We start from the raw sequence: 19,086 nt of genomic DNA, 5'->3' as shown, positions 1-19,086 counted from the left end.
TTTATTCTGCTGGTAATGATCCAAGATCAGAAAAATGTCCGAATAAGTTTGCTAGTTTTTCTAACACTAGCTGGTTCTTTCCGCTTTCGTCATTTTCTATCTGCAATACTAACAACGGCTCATGTAAGCTTAAACGAATCAAAAACCAACCGCTTCCATAAGGTTCTTGCAGATTATACCGAATACCTTCTTCATTTGCCGGGTCGAAGTTCATCCCTTTTTCTTCTTCCAGCAGTCGCTTCATTTCTTCTAATATCTTGTTTCCTTGTTCGCGTGGTTCATCGCTGAACAATTTTAGTCGGATTTCTTGTACTTCTACGGGCTGTTTCAACTCTTTGATTTGTTCATCTAATGTGATACCTTTTCTTTTTAATTCTGGCAAAAGCATCAGGATCTTCGCGATGACATATGCACCATCATCCAGAAAATAATTTTCCTTGAATGCAGCGTGTCCGCTTGTTTCGATGGCTAGCTGTGTATCTTTCCCAAGACGATTAAGTTCTAATGCTTTATTGATTACATTTCGATAGCCGGAAATATAACGAATTTGGGTACCTCCTTTTTCTTCAATGAATTTTTGTAGATGAGAAGAAGTAGGCGAATTCGTTACGATCCTTGTTTCTGGATGCTCTTTTAATACGATCGTACTTAATACTGCGATCAAATTATTTCGATTGATGACTGTTCCAGAAGCACTGACCACAGCTGAACGATCCACATCTGTGTCAAAAATGATCCCAAGATCTGCTTCATTTGCTAAAACAGCCTGCTTGATACTTTCCATCGCTTCTTTGTTATCAGGGTTGGGGATGTGATTAGGAAATCGACCATCTGGTTCCAAAAATTGAGATCCTGTTGTATCAGCGCCTAAGCTATTCAATACTTTTTCAACAAAGAATCCTCCAGCACCATTTCCAGCATCCACGATGATTTTCCAACCTTTTAGTGGTTTGTCATCTTGTGTTCCCATCCCTTTTTTGATTTTTGTGACTAAATCTTGCGCATAAGGTATCAAAAGGTCTGCTTTTTCCACACTTCCTACTTGTTCACTGTTTATTTTTTGCTGTTGTGACAGGATATAAGCAATATCTTCTTTTTCTGCTCCTCCTTCTGAGGTAAAAAATTTTATTCCGTTGTAATAATAAGGAAGATGGCTAGCAGTCAGCATGACCGCAGCGTCGCATGAGAATTGTTCAAATTGAGTGGACATAAACATAGCTGGCGTAGTAGCTAATTCGAAATCAATGACATGTATCCCTTGTTCTTTCAGACTTTGGATCAACGCCTCTTTTAGTGCTGGTCCGCTGATCCTGCTGTCATGACCAATCCCAATCGTCCATTTTTTAGTCGGATTAGTTGATTTCTTCTTTTTCTTTAGCCAGTTTGCTAGTCCCCAGCCGATCTTTTCTACCCTGTCTGTCGTCAAATTGACTTCATGACCTTCAACTGGTAATGCAATCCCTCGAATATCCGATCCGTTTTGTAGCGCTTTCATATCTTGCATATAAAAGTCCTCCTCATTTATTCCCTCATTTTTTCTAATTTTTCCGCAAACCGCTGTGCTTCTTCTTCTGAGCGGCAAATAATAATGAATGTATCTACACCTGCCATCGTTCCAACAACTTCGGGATAAGCAACTTCGTCTAACCAATTCGTTACCACATCAGCGCCATTTCGTTCAGTCAATACGATGACCATGAATTGAACAGACTGTATACGTAAAACCTCACGCCTAATTGCCGTACGCAAACGTTCTTCATTTAAAGAAACAGATGGTTGGTTAAATAATGTATAGCATACTATTTTATTTTCATTTTGGCTTTTTACTAACTTCATTTCTCTGATGTCTCGAGAAATCGTAGCTTGAGTCACATCGGCACCTGCTTCATGCAACCGTGTAAGCAGCTCTTCCTGTGTCCCAATCGGTTGTTCTGTAATCATTTGGCGGATCAATGCTTGTCGCTGTTTTTTTTTCATATTAGACACCTCTCAATATTGATTATAGCAAAAGACAAGTAATATTTCTTCTCATTTTGGTATTTTTTACTTTTATTTTTTCGGTTTTATTCAGGTTGCTATCCTTTTTCTATTTTGACACGCAAAATCGTCTTCATTTTTTCAGGTGCAGATTTTCGTGGATCGCTGATATAGATTTCTTTATGTTCTTTAGAAGTTCTTTGATAGCCTTCTTCTGCAATGAATGCTTCTAATTTCTCAAAGGATTCTGGTTCTTCATCATAGGAACCGATGTGTAAGATTTGGGCACAAAGACCTTCTTCCATCTTTCCGAATGCTACTTGTTCTCTCAAGTCTTCCGGAAGTTTGCTCAGAGAACGCTGAATGGCTTCTTGTACTATCGCTTCTGTAACAAAGTCAGGCTGTCGGATCATCAATTGATAAGAAAAATGTTCTTTTTTCATCACTGGTTCATGCAAATACTTTTCTTGCAGTCCCCATTGTCCTTCCAATGGATAGACAGTATACAGCTGATAATCAGGAATCAGCCAATTTTTTTTAGGCGACATGCGTATTGCATAGCTGACTGCATATAGACAGGCTACTCTTCGTTTAAAGTCTTCCTGATTCGGATCCCCGAACCCTCTGATGCTAAAGAATGGTTTTTTAGGAACCTCTAGTATTTGCGGGCTTTTTTTCATACTATAGCTCTTGTCTTTACGCCATTCGATTTTTTCCATTTTTCTTCCTCCGAGAAATTCCATTTAGTTATTTATTATCATACCTCTTTTTGAGTGACTTGGCTAATCGTGTTGACACTATTTTTCAGTTTGTGCTAGAATAAGTTAAGTAAATAAATCGTACAGATAACACGTTTCGGCGTGTCGAGAGAGAGGCGGTTTCTATTTTTATAATAGAAATCACTCTCTTTTTTTACGAAATTTTTTAGAGGTGATGTAAATGACGAAACAAAAACAGCTGCTTTTAGTACCTGCAGTAATTGCAACAGGGATGATGTCTTTTGCGGGCGTATTGATCGAGACGGCCATGAATGTAACTTTCCCCACTCTTATTAGACAGTTTGATTTAACGACCGCACAAGTCCAATGGGTAACAACGATTTATCTTTTGATGATTTCGATCATTGTTCCGCTATCTACTTATTTGAATCGCAATTTTAGTCTCAAAAAACTCTTTTTAGCTTCAAATCTGCTTTTCTTGGCAGGTATAATGATCGACTTCTTCTCTCCTACCTTCATGGTCCTATTGTTTGGTCGATTGCTCCAAGGGGCAGCGACAGGTATCGCTCTTCCGTTGATGTTCCATATTATCTTGACATTTGCCCCCCTCAATCGACGAGGCGCGATGATGGGTGTCGGTACTTTGACAACGGCCATTGCTCCAGCGATTGGCCCCACTTACGGAGGCATTATGACTTCCCATTTTACATGGAATCATATTTTCCTGTTTCTTGTGCCCATTTTGATCCTTTCTTTGATTATCGGCTGGTTTGCTATTCCCGAGATGGCAGTACAAAAAAATGGTTATTTGGATTGGTGGAGCGTTTTAGGAATCTTTCTTTTGTTTAGTGGAAGTCTGACATTTTTGAGTACGTTGGGAACACTTTCTAGTTGGATTGCTTTGATCATCGGCGGGATTGGCTGGTTCCTATTTTACTATCGAAGTAAAAAAGTGGAACATCCGCTGATCCGACTGTCCATTCTTTCAAATAAAACATTCCGTTTGTTTTTGATTGGTTTCTTGGTTTATCAGTTTTTATTACTTGGTGTGTCTTTTGTCTTACCGAATTTCCTTCAGATCGTTCAAGGAAGCAGTCCTTTTGTCGCTGGATTAGCCATGCTTCCCGGTGCAGCGGTTGGTGCTTTGCTTTCTCCTTTTTCTGGTAAAATGCTGGATCAATATGGTCCGAAGAAGCCAATTTTTGCTGGACTGATCCTTTCTTTGATTGGTTGGCTAGCATTATTCCTGCTTATCGGACACGCTTCATTGGGTGTATTGATTGCCTGTCATGTTTTTTATATGGTCGGTATAGGATTGTCTTACAGCAATATGATGACGACTGGAATGAATGCACTGAATGAAGAACTGCAAGGAGACGGGAATGCAATGTTCAATACCTTGCAACAGTTTTCTGGTGCTGTGGCTACTTCATTAGTAGCGGTTATTATCAATTATGTTCAGCATCATACTTCCCATAGTTACGAAGTGTCTACTACATTAGGATCAAAAGCGGCATTGGGCGTCTTATTGCTGTTGCTTCTTATCAGCTTTGCTCGATTCGTCTATTCTCTGTTTTTTGCTAAAAAAGCGTAGTTTCCATATACGGCAGGTGTTGCATCTGCCGTTTTTTTGTGTGAAAATGGTTGTTTGTAAAAGGAGGCTTTTTTATGGAAAAAATTGCCATTATCGGTGGCGGGATCATTGGTATGACCCTAGCCAATTACTTGGACACATCAACATTCGATGTTGCTTTGTTTGATGAAGGGACAGGACAGGCAACGAAAGCAAGCGCTGGGATCATCTCCCCTTGGTTGTCAAAACGCAGAAACAAACAATGGTATCGTCTGGCTAAAGACGGCGCTGCTTTTTTCCCTAAACTCATAAAAGATTTCCAACTTGATCAAACGATTTATGCACAATCAGGGACACTTTTGCTTCGACCTGAAAAAGATTTAGCTGAATTAGCTGTTCTTGCGGAGAAACGAAAAGAAGAAGCACCAGAAATTGGAAACATCGAATGGCTTTCACCTGAACAGACATCCCAAGCTCTTCCGTTATTGAAGCCAGCAGTTTCACTGCGTATCAGTGGTGGCGGTCGTCTGGATGGAAAAGCATATTTAGAACATCTTGGTCAGCGTTTAGTACAAAAACAAATCGAGCAGATCCAGGCAAAAGTCACCTTGCATAAGAAGAACGATTCTTGGCTCATCAAGGGACCATTTGGAGAATACACAGCTGACCGCGTAATCTTGACACCTGGTCCTGCACTTAAGCCTCTATTAAAAAATTTAGGCTATTCTGCAGATATACGTCCGCAAAAAGGGCAGCTTTTAGCATTTCAGACATCTTATAAGATGAGTCAAGACTGGCCTGTTGCTATGCTTGACGGAGAAGCTGATTTCATTCCTTTCATGGACGGAAAGATCCTTTTAGGTGCTACCCATGAGAACGATCAAGGCTGGGATTTGGCTCCTACTAGCGAAGCTTATAAGGGATTGACTAAGAGTACAGAACAGTTCTTGGCTGATTCAGATCAGATAAAAAACTGGCCATACGAGTTCCGTGTAGGCACCCGTGCCTATACGTCAGATTTTTCCCCATTCTTCGGCGTATTGCCAGATGACCCAAGTCTACTGGCTGCTAGCGGTCTAGGCTCTTCTGGTTTGACGACAGGTCCTTATATCGGCTATCTATTAGCCAACTTCTTAAATACTGGTCATTGGCCTACGGAAGATTATCAAAAGGACATCTCCACCTATATTACGAAAAATCCATCATAGAAAAACAGCTTTTTCAAGTAAGAATCCCGAGCGATATTGCGCATAGATTACTTCTTGAAAAAGCTGTTATTTTAGTTCAATTTCTGAATCAAATTCTCCAAACTTTCTTTTGCTTCATCTGGCAAGAGATTTTTTCCTATCTGAGCTTCAATGAATCGTAAACGAATATCAAGTCGTTGTTTCACCAGATTTTTATAGGATGTATCCTCAAAAGAAACAGGAAAATCTGGTATAGGTAAATAGTGGATATCTTCAAACGGACCAAACGACTTGAATTCTGCCGTTTCTTGCACGATTCTTTCAACGATTGACAATGTCGTTTCAGGTTTAATTTTTTTATCATCGAAGTATCCAGTATTCAAGACATAGCAGGCTGTTTGCTGTTTCAAAAACAACTCTCGAAAAGCTTGATAGTCTTCCCTAAGAGGATAGACACGGAAAGGATTAGCAAATGGTTCAATGACTAACTCATCTAGCTGTCTTTTTGTAGTGATATTTTCCGCATCTGATCGTTTTGTTGCTAATGTTGCACCAAAAGACGCTGCTAAAACCGGGTCATTGATCTTGATAATTGGCGGAAGTGAATCATCTTTCATGATCCAAAAAACAGCATCGATCTTTTCGCTAAGATGATTGACTCGGTCTGGTGTCGCATAACGTGATTTGACTGTCCGTCCATTTCCGTTTCGTATATCTCCTGTCACTAGAACTTTTTCTCCTTTACTTGTACATGTCACGCCCACATTCTGACAAGTAAGGAAAAAAGAAATGGCCGGGTCATCAGACGGATAGTCTTGTGTTTTATCAAAGTAAGAAGGTTCCAAGGCAGTAGCAAAACCATTTTTTCTAGAAATAACAAAAGCATCGTCATGTAGGATCGTAACAGAGTGCCCTTCCGAATGTTGTGCTAAGGTGATCGTTGATTTTCCAGAACCGGACAACCCAAATACAGCCATCGTATAAGTCTGATCATTACTAGTATATTGTTTCATCCCGCCATGACAGGCAATAAAACCATTGCGACTCCCCAATGCCCAAGCAAGCGTCAAAGTCGCTTTTTTTAATTCCCCAAAGTAACGTAATCCTAGCACAGCAGCTGTATTATGGAGAGAATCAAATAAAACGAGTCCATTGGGAAAGGCTTCATGCGTCCATTCGGGATCACAAAAGATATAAAGATCTCCCTCGTCAAAGGACACAGATTTTTGATAAGTAGCCAAAATCTTCGCATTCGCTGGCTGAAAATTCAGTATATAAGAATACAGATTGTTCTCAAATCCTTCTGGAATCAACAAATGACTTTGTACAGAAAATTCTTCAGATAGACCAACGATTACTTTTGTATGATAAAATTGTCGCTTTCGACTTTGATACACGGCTTCTCTCAAGATCTTCTCATATTTACTTTGCTCCTTGTCCAAGTCCTCAAAGATACGCCGAGCACTTGCTGTTCTTCCTACAATACTCCCATCATTGAATACTAGTGTCCTAGCGTCAGCTGGTAAATCTAGTTCTTCAGCATGTGAGACCGTTAAATCTGTGATGATCGTTCCTGGACTCCCTTTTGCTAGTTGATAAGCTGTTTCCCTGTCAAAAACTTTTTGCACATTATTACCGTAGAATGCCGTTTCAACAATGGAACGAATACTGGATAACAGTGGATTTTCACTTGTGATTTTCTCTAGTTCGAGACTCTCTTTTGTACTCATCGCTCCTCCTCATCCCCTAAACAAAAAAGCGTTTTCTTTATTATACATTATCCGAGTTTTTATTTGTACTGCTGTGCAGAGGGAAACAAATCATTTATTTTTCATAAAAAAAACCGAGAACTTGAATAAACAAGACTCTCGGTTTCATCATTTTTCTTTTATCGGCTTAGTACCAACCGTTTGCTAACCAGAATGTTTTAGCAGCATCCCATGAACCATAACGAGATGTTACGTATTGTTCTGCTACACGTTCTTGATTGGCAGCTGAATAGTCGCCGTTTAAGTATGAAGCATCTAATTGGTAACGGCCGATGTAACGTCCGTTAGTAGCTGTGTATGAACCGCCTGATTCTTTTTGTGCGATCCATTCTTTTGCAGAGCTTGAAGTTGGCGCCGTTGCAACAGCTGGGGCAGCAGGAGCTACTTCAACTGTTTCAACAGGTGCAACGTATGTATGTTCTTGCGTTGCTGTTTCAGTTGTAGATGCTGTATTTTCTGTTGTGTTGCTTTCTGTTGTTGCTGAAGAATCATTTGAAGTTGGGATTGTTAATTGTTCACCAACATAAATGCGGTTGATGTCTGCAATTGAATTCTTTTCAGCAATTGCATCGATCATTGAGTTGTCTCCTGCAAATTTTTGTGAAATCTTAGATAATGAATCACCTGATTTTACTGTGTAAACTTCATCAGCGTGAGCATTTGTAGTTCCTACAAACATTGCAGTAGCACCAGCAGCAAAAGTTGTACCTAAAACAATTTTCTTAAATGAATTCATATTAAACTCCTTTTTTTCTCCGTTTTTTATTCTTTCGACGCTATTAACTTTATCATTTAGAAATATTTCATAGGTAAAAGAATCATGACATTTAATGACAAAATGACGGATTATTTAATATTTGTAACATTTGAACAAAAATTTTTTTGATGTAAAACCATTATATCGTTGTTATATAAGCAAAGTAATCGTTTTTCTGTGTTTTTTTATTTTTGAATAAAAAACACGTTTTCTGTAATATTTACTGCAATAATCCATAAAAAAAAGGAAAAAAATGTTTGATTTTTATCAAATTCTATTAAAAAAACGTAAAAAATACAAAAAAACCAGTAATTGTTACAACAATTACTGGACAAAAACAATGAATAATGCTTACTATTTTTTTATTTTAACTTTCTCCGCAACAATTTTTGTGCATGTTCTAGTTCATTTATGACGACTTCTTCCGATTCTTTAGCTAATGTTTCATCTAATACATCAAGCCATTTTTCTGGCTCTTTTGTTCCGAGACGTCCAATAGCCCAAGCTGCTGTTCCTCTGATGACAGGGCGGACATCCGTTAAACATTCTGAAATCTCAGGCAATGCCGTTCGATCTCCTAGATTAGCTAAAGCAATCAATGCGTTTCTCTGCAAAGGTTTTTTTCCACGCCACGAACCGGCTAAATGCCCAAATTGCTGCTTGAAATTTTTATTCGACATCGACAGCATCGGCTTTAATTTTGGATATACTTCATCTATTTTTGGTTCCATCTCTTCATGAAAATGAAAATCTTTTCCTTGATTGTAAGGGCAGACTAACTGGCAGATATCGCATCCATAAATGACATTTCGCATTTTTTTCCGATATTCTTCGGGCATCATCCCTTTTGTCTGCGTTTGATAAGATAAACATCGCTGTGCATTCATTCTGCCATCACCAAGCAATGCTTTCGTCGGACAAGCAGTCACACAGCGCATACAGTCACCGCAACCAAACTCTCCTGGTTTATCCGGCTCAAATACGATATTAGTGACGATTTCACCAAGATAGACAAATGAACCGAACTCTTCGGTGATCAGCAATCCGTTTCGACCGATAAATCCTAATCCAGCTCGCTGTGCTACAGCGACATCAATCAGTTCCCCAGTGTCTACTTGCGGAGCTAGACGCCATTCCTCTTCTTTTTGCCATTTTTCTGCTCTTGTTTGGATGAATTCGATCAATCGATTCAATCGGTCTCTCAGTATATCATGATAGTCGATCCCCCATGAGGCACGAGCGAATTGCCCCCGTTTTTCATCCCTAGGTACTTCTTCATGGATCCTAGTAGGATACGCAAGAGCAATGGAAATGATTGATTTTGGCTGATCAAATGTCATTTCTGGGTAAAGTCGCTCATCGATATTTGGGTGTTCGAAACCAGAAGTATGTCCGGCTGCTTTTTGCTCTTCCAACGACTCTTTTAATGAATCAAAAGGCTCCGCCGTCGTAAACCCGATCTTGTCAATTCCTAATCGTTTGCTTTCTTGTATAATTTCTTCTTTTAATGTCATGGTCTTCCTCGCTTGCTGTTAACGGCTGTATAATCCATAATATAGTTTTTCTTTTTTCAGTTGGACAAACTGGATTTGCTGATCAGCAATCTTCTTTTCTTCCATCCATTTTTTTCTTGCAGCAAATACTTCCCAATAATTTGTCGAAATCAATTTTCTTTTGTTATCCAATGCGTTGAAAAAATTCAAAGAAACTGGTTTTGTACTTAACAATTCATGGAGTCTTACCTCTTCCCATGGTGAAAACTCAGACAGATCGCGGGAATACAGTACTTCTTCATAGAGATTTTTTTGCTGCGTATACGTGAATGTTTGCGGGATCTTCCCGGGTCTGGCAATTTCTACTAGGCGGTTATAAAACATATTCATTAATTTGCTGTTGGCAATAAATTGACTTTTATAATAGGCCGACTGGATCTTTTTGATTACTCCTTCTGCTTTGATTACTGAAAACAAAGCAGGCCATGCTTTGACGGTGATTTCGTCGTTTTGTTTAACTAATACGCCAGGTGTGAAGCCGACTGGAGAAAGGAACACAAAATAACCGATACCGGTATTTTCATCTAAAGGCTGAAATTCATCAAACAACCATTTGCCTATGTACAGCTCTTCATCTGGTTCTGTTGTCTCATTTTGATTTGCTATGAATAATTTAGCTAATTCTGCTTCAAGAAATTGAAGGTCTTGATCCTTGTCAGTATTTTCTTGCTGGTTGATCAATCGAAATACTTCTTCTTTAATCGTATATTTATCTTTACGTGTAAAATTCATAGCCACACCTTCCTTCCTTACTCTAACTATAACGGAATTTTCTCAAAAAGGGTATCTGTACGCCGAAAAACATCATAATTTTTTCCGGTTTCTTGTAAAAAAAACGCAAGGTCCGCTCCTTAAGCCAGACCTTGCGTTTTTCAGCTCTCTTTTGTTTGGGATAAACCTTCATGGATTGTTTCGATGTTCCATTTCATCATCTGATAGTAAGAATCTCCTTGTTCCCCTTCTTTGGCTATAGAATCAGTGAACAATTTATCATAAATTTCCAAACCCGTTTCTTTTGCTACTCGTTCCATACTTCTTGGATCTACACTAGTTTCCACGAATAAAACTGGCACTTCTTTTGCTCTTACCTGATCAATAATTGCTTTCATTTGGTCAGGCGTGCCTTGGCTTTCTGTATTGATTTCCCATATATATGCTGCTGGCAAATCATAAGCCCTTGAAAAATATTTGAATGCTCCTTCACTTGTTACTAATAATTTTTTGTTCTCTTCGATAGAAGCAAAACTTTCCTTCGCTTGTGTATCTAATTTTTTTAGTTTTTCCACGTATGTTTCTGCATTTCGCTTATAATGTGTCGCATTTTCTGCATCTTTTTCAGAGAATATACGTGCGATTTCCTGCACATATTTTATTCCGTTAGACAGGTCTAGCCAAGCATGAGGATCCGCTTTTGTATGTTCTTCACCGCTAGTTAAATAAAGAGGTTCTACATTTTTGCTAACTGCAAAATAATCTTTTCCTTCTTCTTTTTTAGCCGTTTCCATCAAGTTATCGAACCAACTGTTACCTGTTTCAAGATTCAATCCGTTGTACAAAATGACATCTGCGTCGCTTGCCTTTTTGATGTCTTCTGGTAGTACTTCATATTCATGCGGATCTGTTCCGACTGGTACGATACTGTGGATATCTATTTTATCTGTTCCGACCTCTTTTGCCATATCCGCCAAAATCGAATTGGTTGCCACGACTGACAGCTTTTCTTTACTTACTTCGTCTGCTTGATTTGAAGTTTGCTTTCCGCAGCCAACTAATGCTAATAAACTAATTGCCAGGATAAAAAAGAGTGATTTCTTTGTTTTCATCTATCTGCTTCCTTTCTGAAATAAAATTACTTTTGTTGGAGAAAATAAAAAAGCAAGGATAAAAAATGCGGTACATGCTAACACGATCGTAGCTCCTGATGGCCAATTGTAACTATAACTGAAAAATACGCCGACAACGGCACTGAACATACCGATTCCTGCAGCTGTAATGATCATTTTCAGTAAATGGTTCGTTAGCAAGTAAGCCGTGGCGGCTGGTGTGATCAACATGGCAATCACCAAGATCGTTCCTACCGTCTGCAAACTGACTACAGCCACTAATGTCAAAAAGAACATCAAAAGATAATGGATCAGCGATGTGTTCAGCCCATAAGCTTTTGCCATTGTTGGATCGAATGATGTGATCTTCAATTCTTTATAAAAGAAAAAGACAAATATCAAGACGATTCCGCTGACTAGTGCTGTCAGCAGCAGATCGCTCTCCCTAACAGCTAAGACATTCCCAAATAAAATATGATACAGGTCTGTCGCACTTTGAGCATATGAAATCAAGATGATCCCTAATGCAAAAAACGAACTAAAGACAATCCCAATCGCTGTATCATTTTTCAATCGGCTTCGCTGTGTCACGAAACCAATCACCGCTGCTGTCAACATCCCAAAAGCAGTGGCTCCAAAAATGTAACTAAAACCAAACATATAAGAAATGGCTACACCTGGAAGAACTGCGTGAGAGATAGCATCTCCCATCAAAGACATCCCACGTAAAATAATAAAGGAACCGATGACTCCAGAAGCAAGTCCTACAAGCATAGAAGTGACCAAAGCATATTGTAGAAATTGATAATTCATCAATCCATCAATAAAAGATTGGATCATTTTTTCTCTCCTCCTTTTACTAAATGTCCGATGATCTCACCATAGGCCAGTTGAAGATTCTTTGATGTAAAGACTTCTTGTACTGGACCAGAAGCGATCAGCTGTTTATTTAAAAGAACAACTTCATCGAAATATTCTTCTACTTTATGAAGATCATGATGGACGATCAGAATCGTTTTTCCTGAATTCTTCAACTCTTGCAAGATGTCAAAGATTTTTCGTTCACTCAATGCATCGATTCCTACGAATGGTTCATCTAAAAAGATCCACTCTGCGCCTTGAGCTAGAGCTCGTGCAATAAAAACTCTCTGAAGCTGACCACCCGATAGTTCGCTGATCTGTCTTTTGGCATAGTCTTCCATCCCTACTTTTTTTAATGCTTGTCTTGCTCGTTCTTTTTCTTTTTTCCCGGGCCGCTGTCCGATTCGTAAAGATGGATACGTCCCTAAAAGTACAACGCCTAACACATCGATTGGAAAAGAAAGATCCAATTCGCTTCGCTGCTCCACATAGGCTATCTTTTTACGGACTGATTTTACTGGCTGTCCTGAAAAAGTGACTTTACCAGTAGAAGCTGGTATCAACTCTAGCAATGCTTTCATGAATGTTGATTTTCCTGCGCCATTTGGTCCGATGATACCAGTGATTTTTTGTGACTTTATTGTTAAATTGATGGTTTTCAAAACAGTTTTCCCTTGATAAGCGGCTGAAAGGTCTTGAATTTCAATGGCCGTTCGTTCCAAATCCTACACTCCTTTTTAGGTTTCCCTAACTTTTTATTTAAATATAGTTTAACTAAAAAGGAAAGCATTTACAAGTAGAAAGATGAAAAAGTTTTTTTCGAATTTTCCTCGCATTTTATGAAAATTTTCTGTAGAATCACATCAAGAGTTCAATAAGGCTAACCTAAAAATAATACAACTATCTATTGAAACGTTTAATTATTTTTCCTGTTGACTCAACAACGAAAGGAGTTTTTGTATGGAAGAAGAAAAGTTAACTCGGAGTCTTAGTGCCCGTCATATCCAAATGATCGCACTAGGTGGAACGATCGGTGTCGGTCTGTTTATGGGTGCCTCCTCAACCATACGCTGGACAGGGCCCTCAGTGATGGGAGCTTATGCGATTGCAGGATTCTTTTTGTATTTGATTATGCGTGCTTTAGGCGAAATGCTTTACGTCGATCCTTCGACTGGTTCTTTTGCAAATTACGCGAGCGAGTACATCCATCCTGTGGCTGGCTACTTGACCGCTTGGAGTAATATTTTTCAATATATTGTCGTAGGGATAAGTGAAGTAATCGCTGTAGGATCTTATATGAATTATTGGTGGCCCAATCTGCCAGCAATTATTCCCGGCATCATTGTCGTCTTATTTCTTATGCTGGCAAATCTTATTTCTGTCAAGGCGTTTGGCGAATTAGAATTTTGGTTTTCGATCATCAAAGTCATAACAATCATTTTGATGATCATTGCAGGTCTTGGGGTGATTTTATTTGGATTTGGTAATCATGGCCAAGCGGTAGGAATTTCAAATCTTTGGAAAAACGGTGGATTCTTCACTGGCGGTGTCAAAGGCTTTTTCTTTGCATTATCGATCGTCGTTGCTTCCTATCAAGGGATCGAACTGATCGGAATGACTGCTGGCGAAGCAGAGAATCCTAAAAAGACGATCATTGAAGCTGTTCAATCCACTATCGGTCGAATCTTGATTTTTTATATTGGTGCCATTTTTATCATCGTGAGTATTTATCCGTGGAATCAATTGAGTGAGATTGGTTCGCCTTTTGTCCAAACTTTTTCTAAAATCGGCATTACATTTGCTGCAGGGTTGATCAATTTTGTCGTGATTACAGCGGCATTATCAGGTTGCAATTCAGGCATTTTCAGTGCAAGCCGTATGGTCTATACACTTGCGATAAATGGAAAGATGTCTAAAAAGTTTCTGAAATTATCTCGTCATGGTGCGCCTTTTTACCCTGTCGTAGCCATCTCAGGCGGAATCTTGATTGGTTTGATCTTAAACTATCTTCTGCCAATGTTCATCAACCAGTCCGAAAATATCTTTGTTTTCGTATACAGCTCAAGTATTTTACCTGGTATGGTTCCTTGGGTGGTGATTTTGATTAGTGAGATTCGCTTCAAAAAGACTCACGCAGATAAAATGCATGATCATCCTTTTAAAATGCCGCTGTCTCCTTACACGAATTATGCGACACTTGCTTTTTTAGCTATCGTGTTGATTTTCATGTTTATCAATCCTGAAACAAGGATTTCTTTAATCATTGGTCTCGTTTTCTTGCTTTACATGACGATCCATTACTTTATACGCGAAAAAAGAACCGCCAAATAAAAAGAACGAAGCTTCCATCAAGGGAGTCTTCGTTCTTTTTATTGCTTTTATCAATTCAATTTTAGTGTCTCACCGGGAGTCAGGAAATAGTCATCCATACTCATCCCATTCAGTGACAAAATCGTTTCTACTGGTACGCCAGTTCGCTCAGCTATTTGATTTGGACCTTCTCCTTCTAAAACAACAGTTGTCGCAGCCTGTGACGTCGTACTGCTAGTAGTCGTTTCAGTGTTTTCTGTTGTGTCTTGCGTTGTTCGAGCTTGCATTCCAGAAGATTCTGTTGATTCTATCGTCTCAGACTCAGAAGATGCTGTTTCTTGTGTGCTTGTTGACTCTGCTTGAAGAGAAGCGCTCGTCTGCAAATATATGTCGGAAATCTTAGCGACATGATTCGTATAGTTAGCCGATAGCTGATTGATCAAGGTATCTAAGGCTACACCGTCTTTATTATCTGCTGACTGATACGCTGCACGTAATTTTCCGATTCCTTCATCGGAGATTGCTTGGAGCTCACGTGCTTTTTGGTTAGCAACTGCGGATAAACCAGCTATGCCCTCTTGATTTCCTTGGATTTCTGTTTGGTATTCTTCAATCAACACAGGTGTCTTTTCTTCCATCTTTTTCGAATAATCATTGACGATTGCTTGGAGTTGCTCTGGCAAATCATCTGCTGTTTTTTCTTCAGAAGTTTGTGTTTCTTTTGTTTCAGTTGATGCCTCACTTGTTTGTTTCGCATCTGTTTTCTTTGTCGTTGTTTCCGTTACGGTCGTGCTTTTTGCATCTGACGAATTTTTCCCGTGAAAATACAGCCCTGCTACTCCTCCTGCTATGATCAAAAAAACGGCAACTGCTGCCCCAATCATGATCATCCGCTTACGTGCTGCCTGTTTTTGCTGTCTTCTTCGGGTCATCCGAACGTTTTCTCCCCACTCATTTTCATCATACATTTTTTTCACCACCAATTTTTATGTATAACAGCGTTATCAAACGCTTCATATTCTTATTGTAGCAAATAATTGTCATTGTGCACATTTTTATCCTTGTTATTTATAAGAAAATTTCACCAGTTGAGATGATTCCAAGATCGTCCGTCGATTTCTCCTTGCAACTGCGTTGTTCGTTCATCTATCTCAGCCATCAGTTTCTTTATCTCATATAAGAGTGCACGGTCTTGATATTCTGATTTTTCACTTAATTCATCTAATTGTTGGATCAACCATTCATTTGTCATAATGAAGTTCCTTTCATTTCTTGCAGTGTAAAGCTCAAGTCTTCGATCTGCTCTTTTGCGTCAGTCAGTGCTTCTATGATATATGTTTGTTTTTCCGAATCTTCTTCCTGCATTTTCTGATTTTCCTGTACTCTTTGAATAAACCAGTCAATCCGTTGAGTAAGCGATGGCTTCCCTTCCAATGAGAGATACTGCTGATAAGCAATTAGCTTCTCCCAACGTTTTTCTTGGGATAAATACATAAATTGTGCTAAAACGAATGGCGAAAGATAAGTCATATGGAATTTGTTTGCGATTCGCTGATATGGTCTCAAAAATTCGGAGATCGTATATTCTTCTTTCCCTCCAGCTTGATATTCCTTTTCCGCCACACCTGTTGTCAATACGATCCCTAATTCTTTTCCTTCTAATACACGTGTTGCTTGTTCCAACACATTATCTTGCCAAATTTTTAAATGAGCAGGGGAACTATACCAGTAAAACGGAAACTGAAAAATGATTCGATCATGCTGTGCCAGGAGCTGTAGCTCAGCCTTTACATCTATCTTTCCATCTGGATAACTTGATTCTAAATGATGCCAAGTAACGGATAAACCGGAAGAAGCTTCTTTGAAAAATTGCTGATTCAGAGATTCCTCCATCGTTGGATGGCTGATGATGATAAGTGTACGCATCCCTTCTCCTCCTTTTTTAGTCTTCGTTTTACAGTGTAGCATAACCGCCACAAGTTTCTTTTGCAGATGCTTGTCCTTTTGTCCAAGCAAATTAGGTCGTCCAAGAGACTGCAGTTTGTTTTTCCAACTGTTTTTTCAAAGTATCCAAAGCAATATTCTTGAAATTTTCGTTTTTCATCCGTTTACGATAGTTCGTAGCCGTTTCTCCGGTACTTTTTTTGAACATTCGGCTAAATACGACTAGACTATTGAATCCTACTTGATAGGCAATGCTTTCCACGGATTCATCCGTCAGGGAAAGAAGAAATGCCCCTCGATTAATCCGTACCCCAATCAAATATTCCTTGATACTGGTACCCATATGATTTTTGAATACTCGTGACAAGTGACTCCGGTTGACAGCTAAATGCTGGGCGATTTCCTCAACAGATAAATTTTCCGCATAATGTGCCTCGATGTATTTGACTGTCTCAACAGCTAAGGAGGAATGAACTTTTTGTACGCCACCGCTGATCTTTCCGCCGTCTTTTAAAAGGACTGATAAAAAACGGTAGGTTAGTGCTGTTAACTGTAATTCATTTTCCAAGGTTTCTTCCGTATCTTTCATACACTCTAAAATAATGTCGATATATTTTTGTATATCGGAAGAGACCATCGTGTACTGGTCTTCTTTGAAAAGCGACTGCCGGATGATTTCTTCTGCCGCATGTCCACCGAAAGAAAGCCAGCAATACATCCATGGATCTTCTCCATCTGATAAGTAAAATGTCGAGTCTCCTGGACGAATCAAGAATAGATCTCCTTTTTTCAATTGAAACTGTTGATTTTTCACATGATAAGATCCTTTGCCTTCCATCACGACGTGTAAGATGTAATCATTGCGAATAGCAGGACCAAAAGAATGAAACGGCATCGTTTTAGAGAAGCCGCAAAAATCAAAATACAATTCTTTTTCTACTTGTTGATGTTCCTTTTTTAAAAAAATCGATTGCTCCATTTCTCCCTCTCCTTACTTCTTTAGTATAATGCAACAAAAAGTTAAATAAAAGTCACAGAAATATATTAAAAAGGAAGCGATTTCTTGTTAAGTTTAAGTCATTAAAAGATCTTTGTTATTCGTTGTAACCGATTTACTTAGTATTATATATTGAACAGGAGAGGAATACAGATTATGAAAAGCAAAATGATCCAACGTATGTCCTACGCTTTAGGCGCTTTTGGACACGACACATTCTATGTTACATTAAGCACTTATTTTATGGTATTCGTGACAAGCCAGATGTTTGCAGGAACAGATAAGGCAACGAATGCAAAAATGATTGCTACAGTTACAAGCTTAGTTGTAGGTATCCGCTTAGTTGAAATTATTTTTGATCCTTTGATTGGTGGCGTTATTGATAATACCCGTACAAAATATGGTAAATTCAAACCATGGTTAGTTATCGGTGGTATTGTTAGTTCTGTACTCTTAGTAGCAATCTTTACCAATTTCTTTGGCTTAGCTACTCATAATACGACTTTATTTATCATATTGTTTGCAATCGTTTTCATATTGCTGGATAGTTTTTATTCATTCAAGGATATCGCTTTTTGGTCAATGATTCCTGCTTTGAGTACGGAAACAAAGGAACGTGAAAAATTTGCTACGTTTGCTCGTTTCGGCTCTTCTCTAGGTGCAAATGGTACTACACTAGTCGTTGTCCCTATCGTTACTTTCTTTACTTATCTTGTTACTCATAAACATATTGAAGGCGCTTCAGGTTGGTTCTGGTTCGGTGTGATTGCTGCTGTTATTTCAGGCGGTACTGCAATTATCACTGCCTTGGGAACAAAAGAAGTCGATACTGCGATCCGTCAACAAAATGAAAAAGCCGGAATCAAAGATGTGTTCAAAGCAGTTGCTCAAAATGATCAATTGATGTGGCTTGCCCTTGCTTATATCGCTTATGCGATTGCTAATGTAGCAACGACTGCTGTATTGTTCTACTTCTTCAAATATGTACTTGGCCAACCAACTGAATTTTGGATCGTTGGTCTAGTTGCTGCCTTACTTGGTTTAGTAGCTGTTCCACTATTCCCAATGCTTACACGTGTCATCTCTCGTCGCTACGTTTACCTTGGCGGGATTGCAATGATGATTTCTTCCTACTTTTTCTTTACGATCGCAGGTTCAAGTTTGCCAATCGTTATCATCGGGTTAGTATTGTTCTACTTCCCTCAACAATTGATTTTCTTATCCGCTTTGATGACAATCACAGACTCTGTTGAATATGGTCAATGGAAAAATGGTATCCGTAATGAAGCTGTTACTCTCTCTATTCGTCCTTTACTAGATAAAATCGCTGGTGCTTTGTCTAACGGAATCGTAGGTTTTGTCGCTATCGCTTCTGGGATGACTGGTAATGCTACTGCTGCTGATATCACTGCTCATGGCGTAACGACTTTCAAAGCTTATGCATTCTATGCTCCTGCTGCTTTGATGATTTTCTCCGCTATTATTTTTGCTTGGAAGATTACATTGACAGAGAAAAAACATGCACAAATCGTTGAGGAATTAGAAAACAAATTGGCTCCAGCTGATACAATGGAAGATGAACTTCACGATGCAGTAGTTCCTTCACATTAAGAAAG

Annotated in this window: 18 protein-coding genes; 4 read left to right on the top strand and 14 right to left on the bottom strand. The window is 39.0% G+C overall.

Translation table 11 applies throughout. The features are described from left to right. Position 1: 1 nt before the first annotated feature. The 3 genes from AB3I27_RS09890 to AB3I27_RS09880 all read right to left on the bottom strand — a co-directional run bounded on the left by AB3I27_RS09890 (position 2) and on the right by AB3I27_RS09880 (position 2,696). Positions 2 to 1,504, bottom strand: a complete 1,503-nt coding sequence (locus tag AB3I27_RS09890; protein ID WP_235042697.1) for a phosphomannomutase/phosphoglucomutase — start codon at positions 1,502 to 1,504, stop codon at positions 2 to 4. A 17-nt stretch (positions 1,505 to 1,521) separates the two neighbouring features. Further along, on the bottom strand, positions 1,522 to 1,977 hold the full coding sequence (locus AB3I27_RS09885; RefSeq protein ID WP_002308154.1) for an arginine repressor: 456 nt from the start codon (positions 1,975 to 1,977) through the stop codon (positions 1,522 to 1,524). A 98-nt stretch (positions 1,978 to 2,075) separates the two neighbouring features. After that, positions 2,076 to 2,696 (bottom strand): GyrI-like domain-containing protein, encoded by a 621-nt coding sequence (locus AB3I27_RS09880; protein ID WP_235042696.1) that lies wholly within the window; start codon positions 2,694 to 2,696, stop codon positions 2,076 to 2,078. A 220-nt stretch (positions 2,697 to 2,916) separates the two neighbouring features. On the opposite strand from AB3I27_RS09880, the gene AB3I27_RS09875 reads away from it, so the two are divergent. Both AB3I27_RS09875 and AB3I27_RS09870 read left to right on the top strand, forming a co-directional pair. Further along, positions 2,917 to 4,290, top strand: coding sequence for an MFS transporter (locus AB3I27_RS09875; protein ID WP_002308152.1), 1,374 nt, complete (start codon positions 2,917 to 2,919; stop codon positions 4,288 to 4,290). A 74-nt stretch (positions 4,291 to 4,364) separates the two neighbouring features. Further along, the gene (locus tag AB3I27_RS09870) at positions 4,365 to 5,477 is read left to right on the top strand and encodes an FAD-binding oxidoreductase (RefSeq protein ID WP_002313345.1); all 1,113 of its coding nucleotides are present in this window, start codon (positions 4,365 to 4,367) and stop codon (positions 5,475 to 5,477) included. Positions 5,478 to 5,548: 71 nt separating this feature from the next. Here the strand turns inward: AB3I27_RS09870 and AB3I27_RS09865 are convergent, their stop codons facing one another. From AB3I27_RS09865 to AB3I27_RS09835, 7 genes are all read right to left on the bottom strand, one after another. After that, positions 5,549 to 7,186 carry a phosphoenolpyruvate carboxykinase (ATP) gene (locus AB3I27_RS09865; protein WP_002313344.1) on the bottom strand — a complete coding sequence of 546 codons (1,638 nt, stop codon included), beginning with the start codon at positions 7,184 to 7,186 and terminating at the stop codon, positions 5,549 to 5,551. Between the two features lie 166 nt (positions 7,187 to 7,352). After that, on the bottom strand, positions 7,353 to 7,961 hold the full coding sequence (locus tag AB3I27_RS09860) for a LysM peptidoglycan-binding domain-containing protein (protein WP_002308148.1): 609 nt from the start codon (positions 7,959 to 7,961) through the stop codon (positions 7,353 to 7,355). Positions 7,962 to 8,344: 383 nt separating this feature from the next. Beyond that, positions 8,345 to 9,496: a tRNA epoxyqueuosine(34) reductase QueG gene (gene queG, locus AB3I27_RS09855; protein WP_002308144.1), complete on the bottom strand. Its 1,152-nt coding sequence runs from the start codon at positions 9,494 to 9,496 to the stop codon at positions 8,345 to 8,347. Positions 9,497 to 9,514: 18 nt separating this feature from the next. Continuing rightward, on the bottom strand, positions 9,515 to 10,267 hold the full coding sequence (locus tag AB3I27_RS09850) for a hypothetical protein (RefSeq protein WP_002308140.1): 753 nt from the start codon (positions 10,265 to 10,267) through the stop codon (positions 9,515 to 9,517). Positions 10,268 to 10,407: 140 nt separating this feature from the next. Continuing rightward, positions 10,408 to 11,358, bottom strand: a complete 951-nt coding sequence (locus AB3I27_RS09845; protein WP_002345382.1) for a metal ABC transporter substrate-binding protein — start codon at positions 11,356 to 11,358, stop codon at positions 10,408 to 10,410. After that, a complete protein-coding gene (locus tag AB3I27_RS09840; protein ID WP_104760034.1) occupies positions 11,359 to 12,198 on the bottom strand; it encodes a metal ABC transporter permease in 840 nt (279 codons plus the stop codon). It abuts the gene before it with no gap. Beyond that, complete coding sequence (locus tag AB3I27_RS09835) at positions 12,195 to 12,941, bottom strand: metal ABC transporter ATP-binding protein (RefSeq protein WP_002308135.1); 747 nt, start codon at positions 12,939 to 12,941, stop codon at positions 12,195 to 12,197. Before AB3I27_RS09835 ends, AB3I27_RS09840 begins: the two co-directional genes overlap by 4 nt. Before the next feature lie 238 nt (positions 12,942 to 13,179). On the opposite strand from AB3I27_RS09835, the gene AB3I27_RS09830 reads away from it, so the two are divergent. Next, on the top strand, positions 13,180 to 14,550 hold the full coding sequence (locus tag AB3I27_RS09830; protein WP_002308133.1) for an amino acid permease: 1,371 nt from the start codon (positions 13,180 to 13,182) through the stop codon (positions 14,548 to 14,550). 50 nt (positions 14,551 to 14,600) lie between these two features. On the opposite strand, the gene AB3I27_RS09825 is transcribed toward AB3I27_RS09830, so the two are convergent. The 4 genes from AB3I27_RS09825 to AB3I27_RS09810 all read right to left on the bottom strand — a co-directional run bounded on the left by AB3I27_RS09825 (position 14,601) and on the right by AB3I27_RS09810 (position 17,452). Next, positions 14,601 to 15,497 carry a LysM domain-containing protein gene (locus tag AB3I27_RS09825; RefSeq protein ID WP_002308132.1) on the bottom strand — a complete coding sequence of 299 codons (897 nt, stop codon included), beginning with the start codon at positions 15,495 to 15,497 and terminating at the stop codon, positions 14,601 to 14,603. 113 nt (positions 15,498 to 15,610) lie between these two features. After that, positions 15,611 to 15,781, bottom strand: coding sequence for a hypothetical protein (locus tag AB3I27_RS09820; RefSeq protein WP_002291423.1), 171 nt, complete (start codon positions 15,779 to 15,781; stop codon positions 15,611 to 15,613). Continuing rightward, entirely contained in the window at positions 15,778 to 16,455 is a 678-nt protein-coding gene (locus tag AB3I27_RS09815) for an NAD(P)H-dependent oxidoreductase (RefSeq protein ID WP_002308129.1), read from the bottom strand. Before AB3I27_RS09815 ends, AB3I27_RS09820 begins: the two co-directional genes overlap by 4 nt. A 91-nt stretch (positions 16,456 to 16,546) precedes the next feature. Further along, positions 16,547 to 17,452 (bottom strand): AraC family transcriptional regulator, encoded by a 906-nt coding sequence (locus tag AB3I27_RS09810; protein WP_002308128.1) that lies wholly within the window; start codon positions 17,450 to 17,452, stop codon positions 16,547 to 16,549. Positions 17,453 to 17,626: 174 nt separating this feature from the next. On the opposite strand from AB3I27_RS09810, the gene AB3I27_RS09805 reads away from it, so the two are divergent. Then, positions 17,627 to 19,081 carry a glycoside-pentoside-hexuronide (GPH):cation symporter gene (locus AB3I27_RS09805; RefSeq protein ID WP_002316516.1) on the top strand — a complete coding sequence of 485 codons (1,455 nt, stop codon included), beginning with the start codon at positions 17,627 to 17,629 and terminating at the stop codon, positions 19,079 to 19,081. Positions 19,082 to 19,086 lie beyond the last annotated feature (5 nt).

The organism is Enterococcus sp. C46 (assembly GCF_040887565.1).
GTDB lineage: Bacteria > Bacillota > Bacilli > Lactobacillales > Enterococcaceae > Enterococcus_B > Enterococcus_B lactis.
This window is presented reverse-complemented; position numbering and strand designations above follow the sequence as displayed.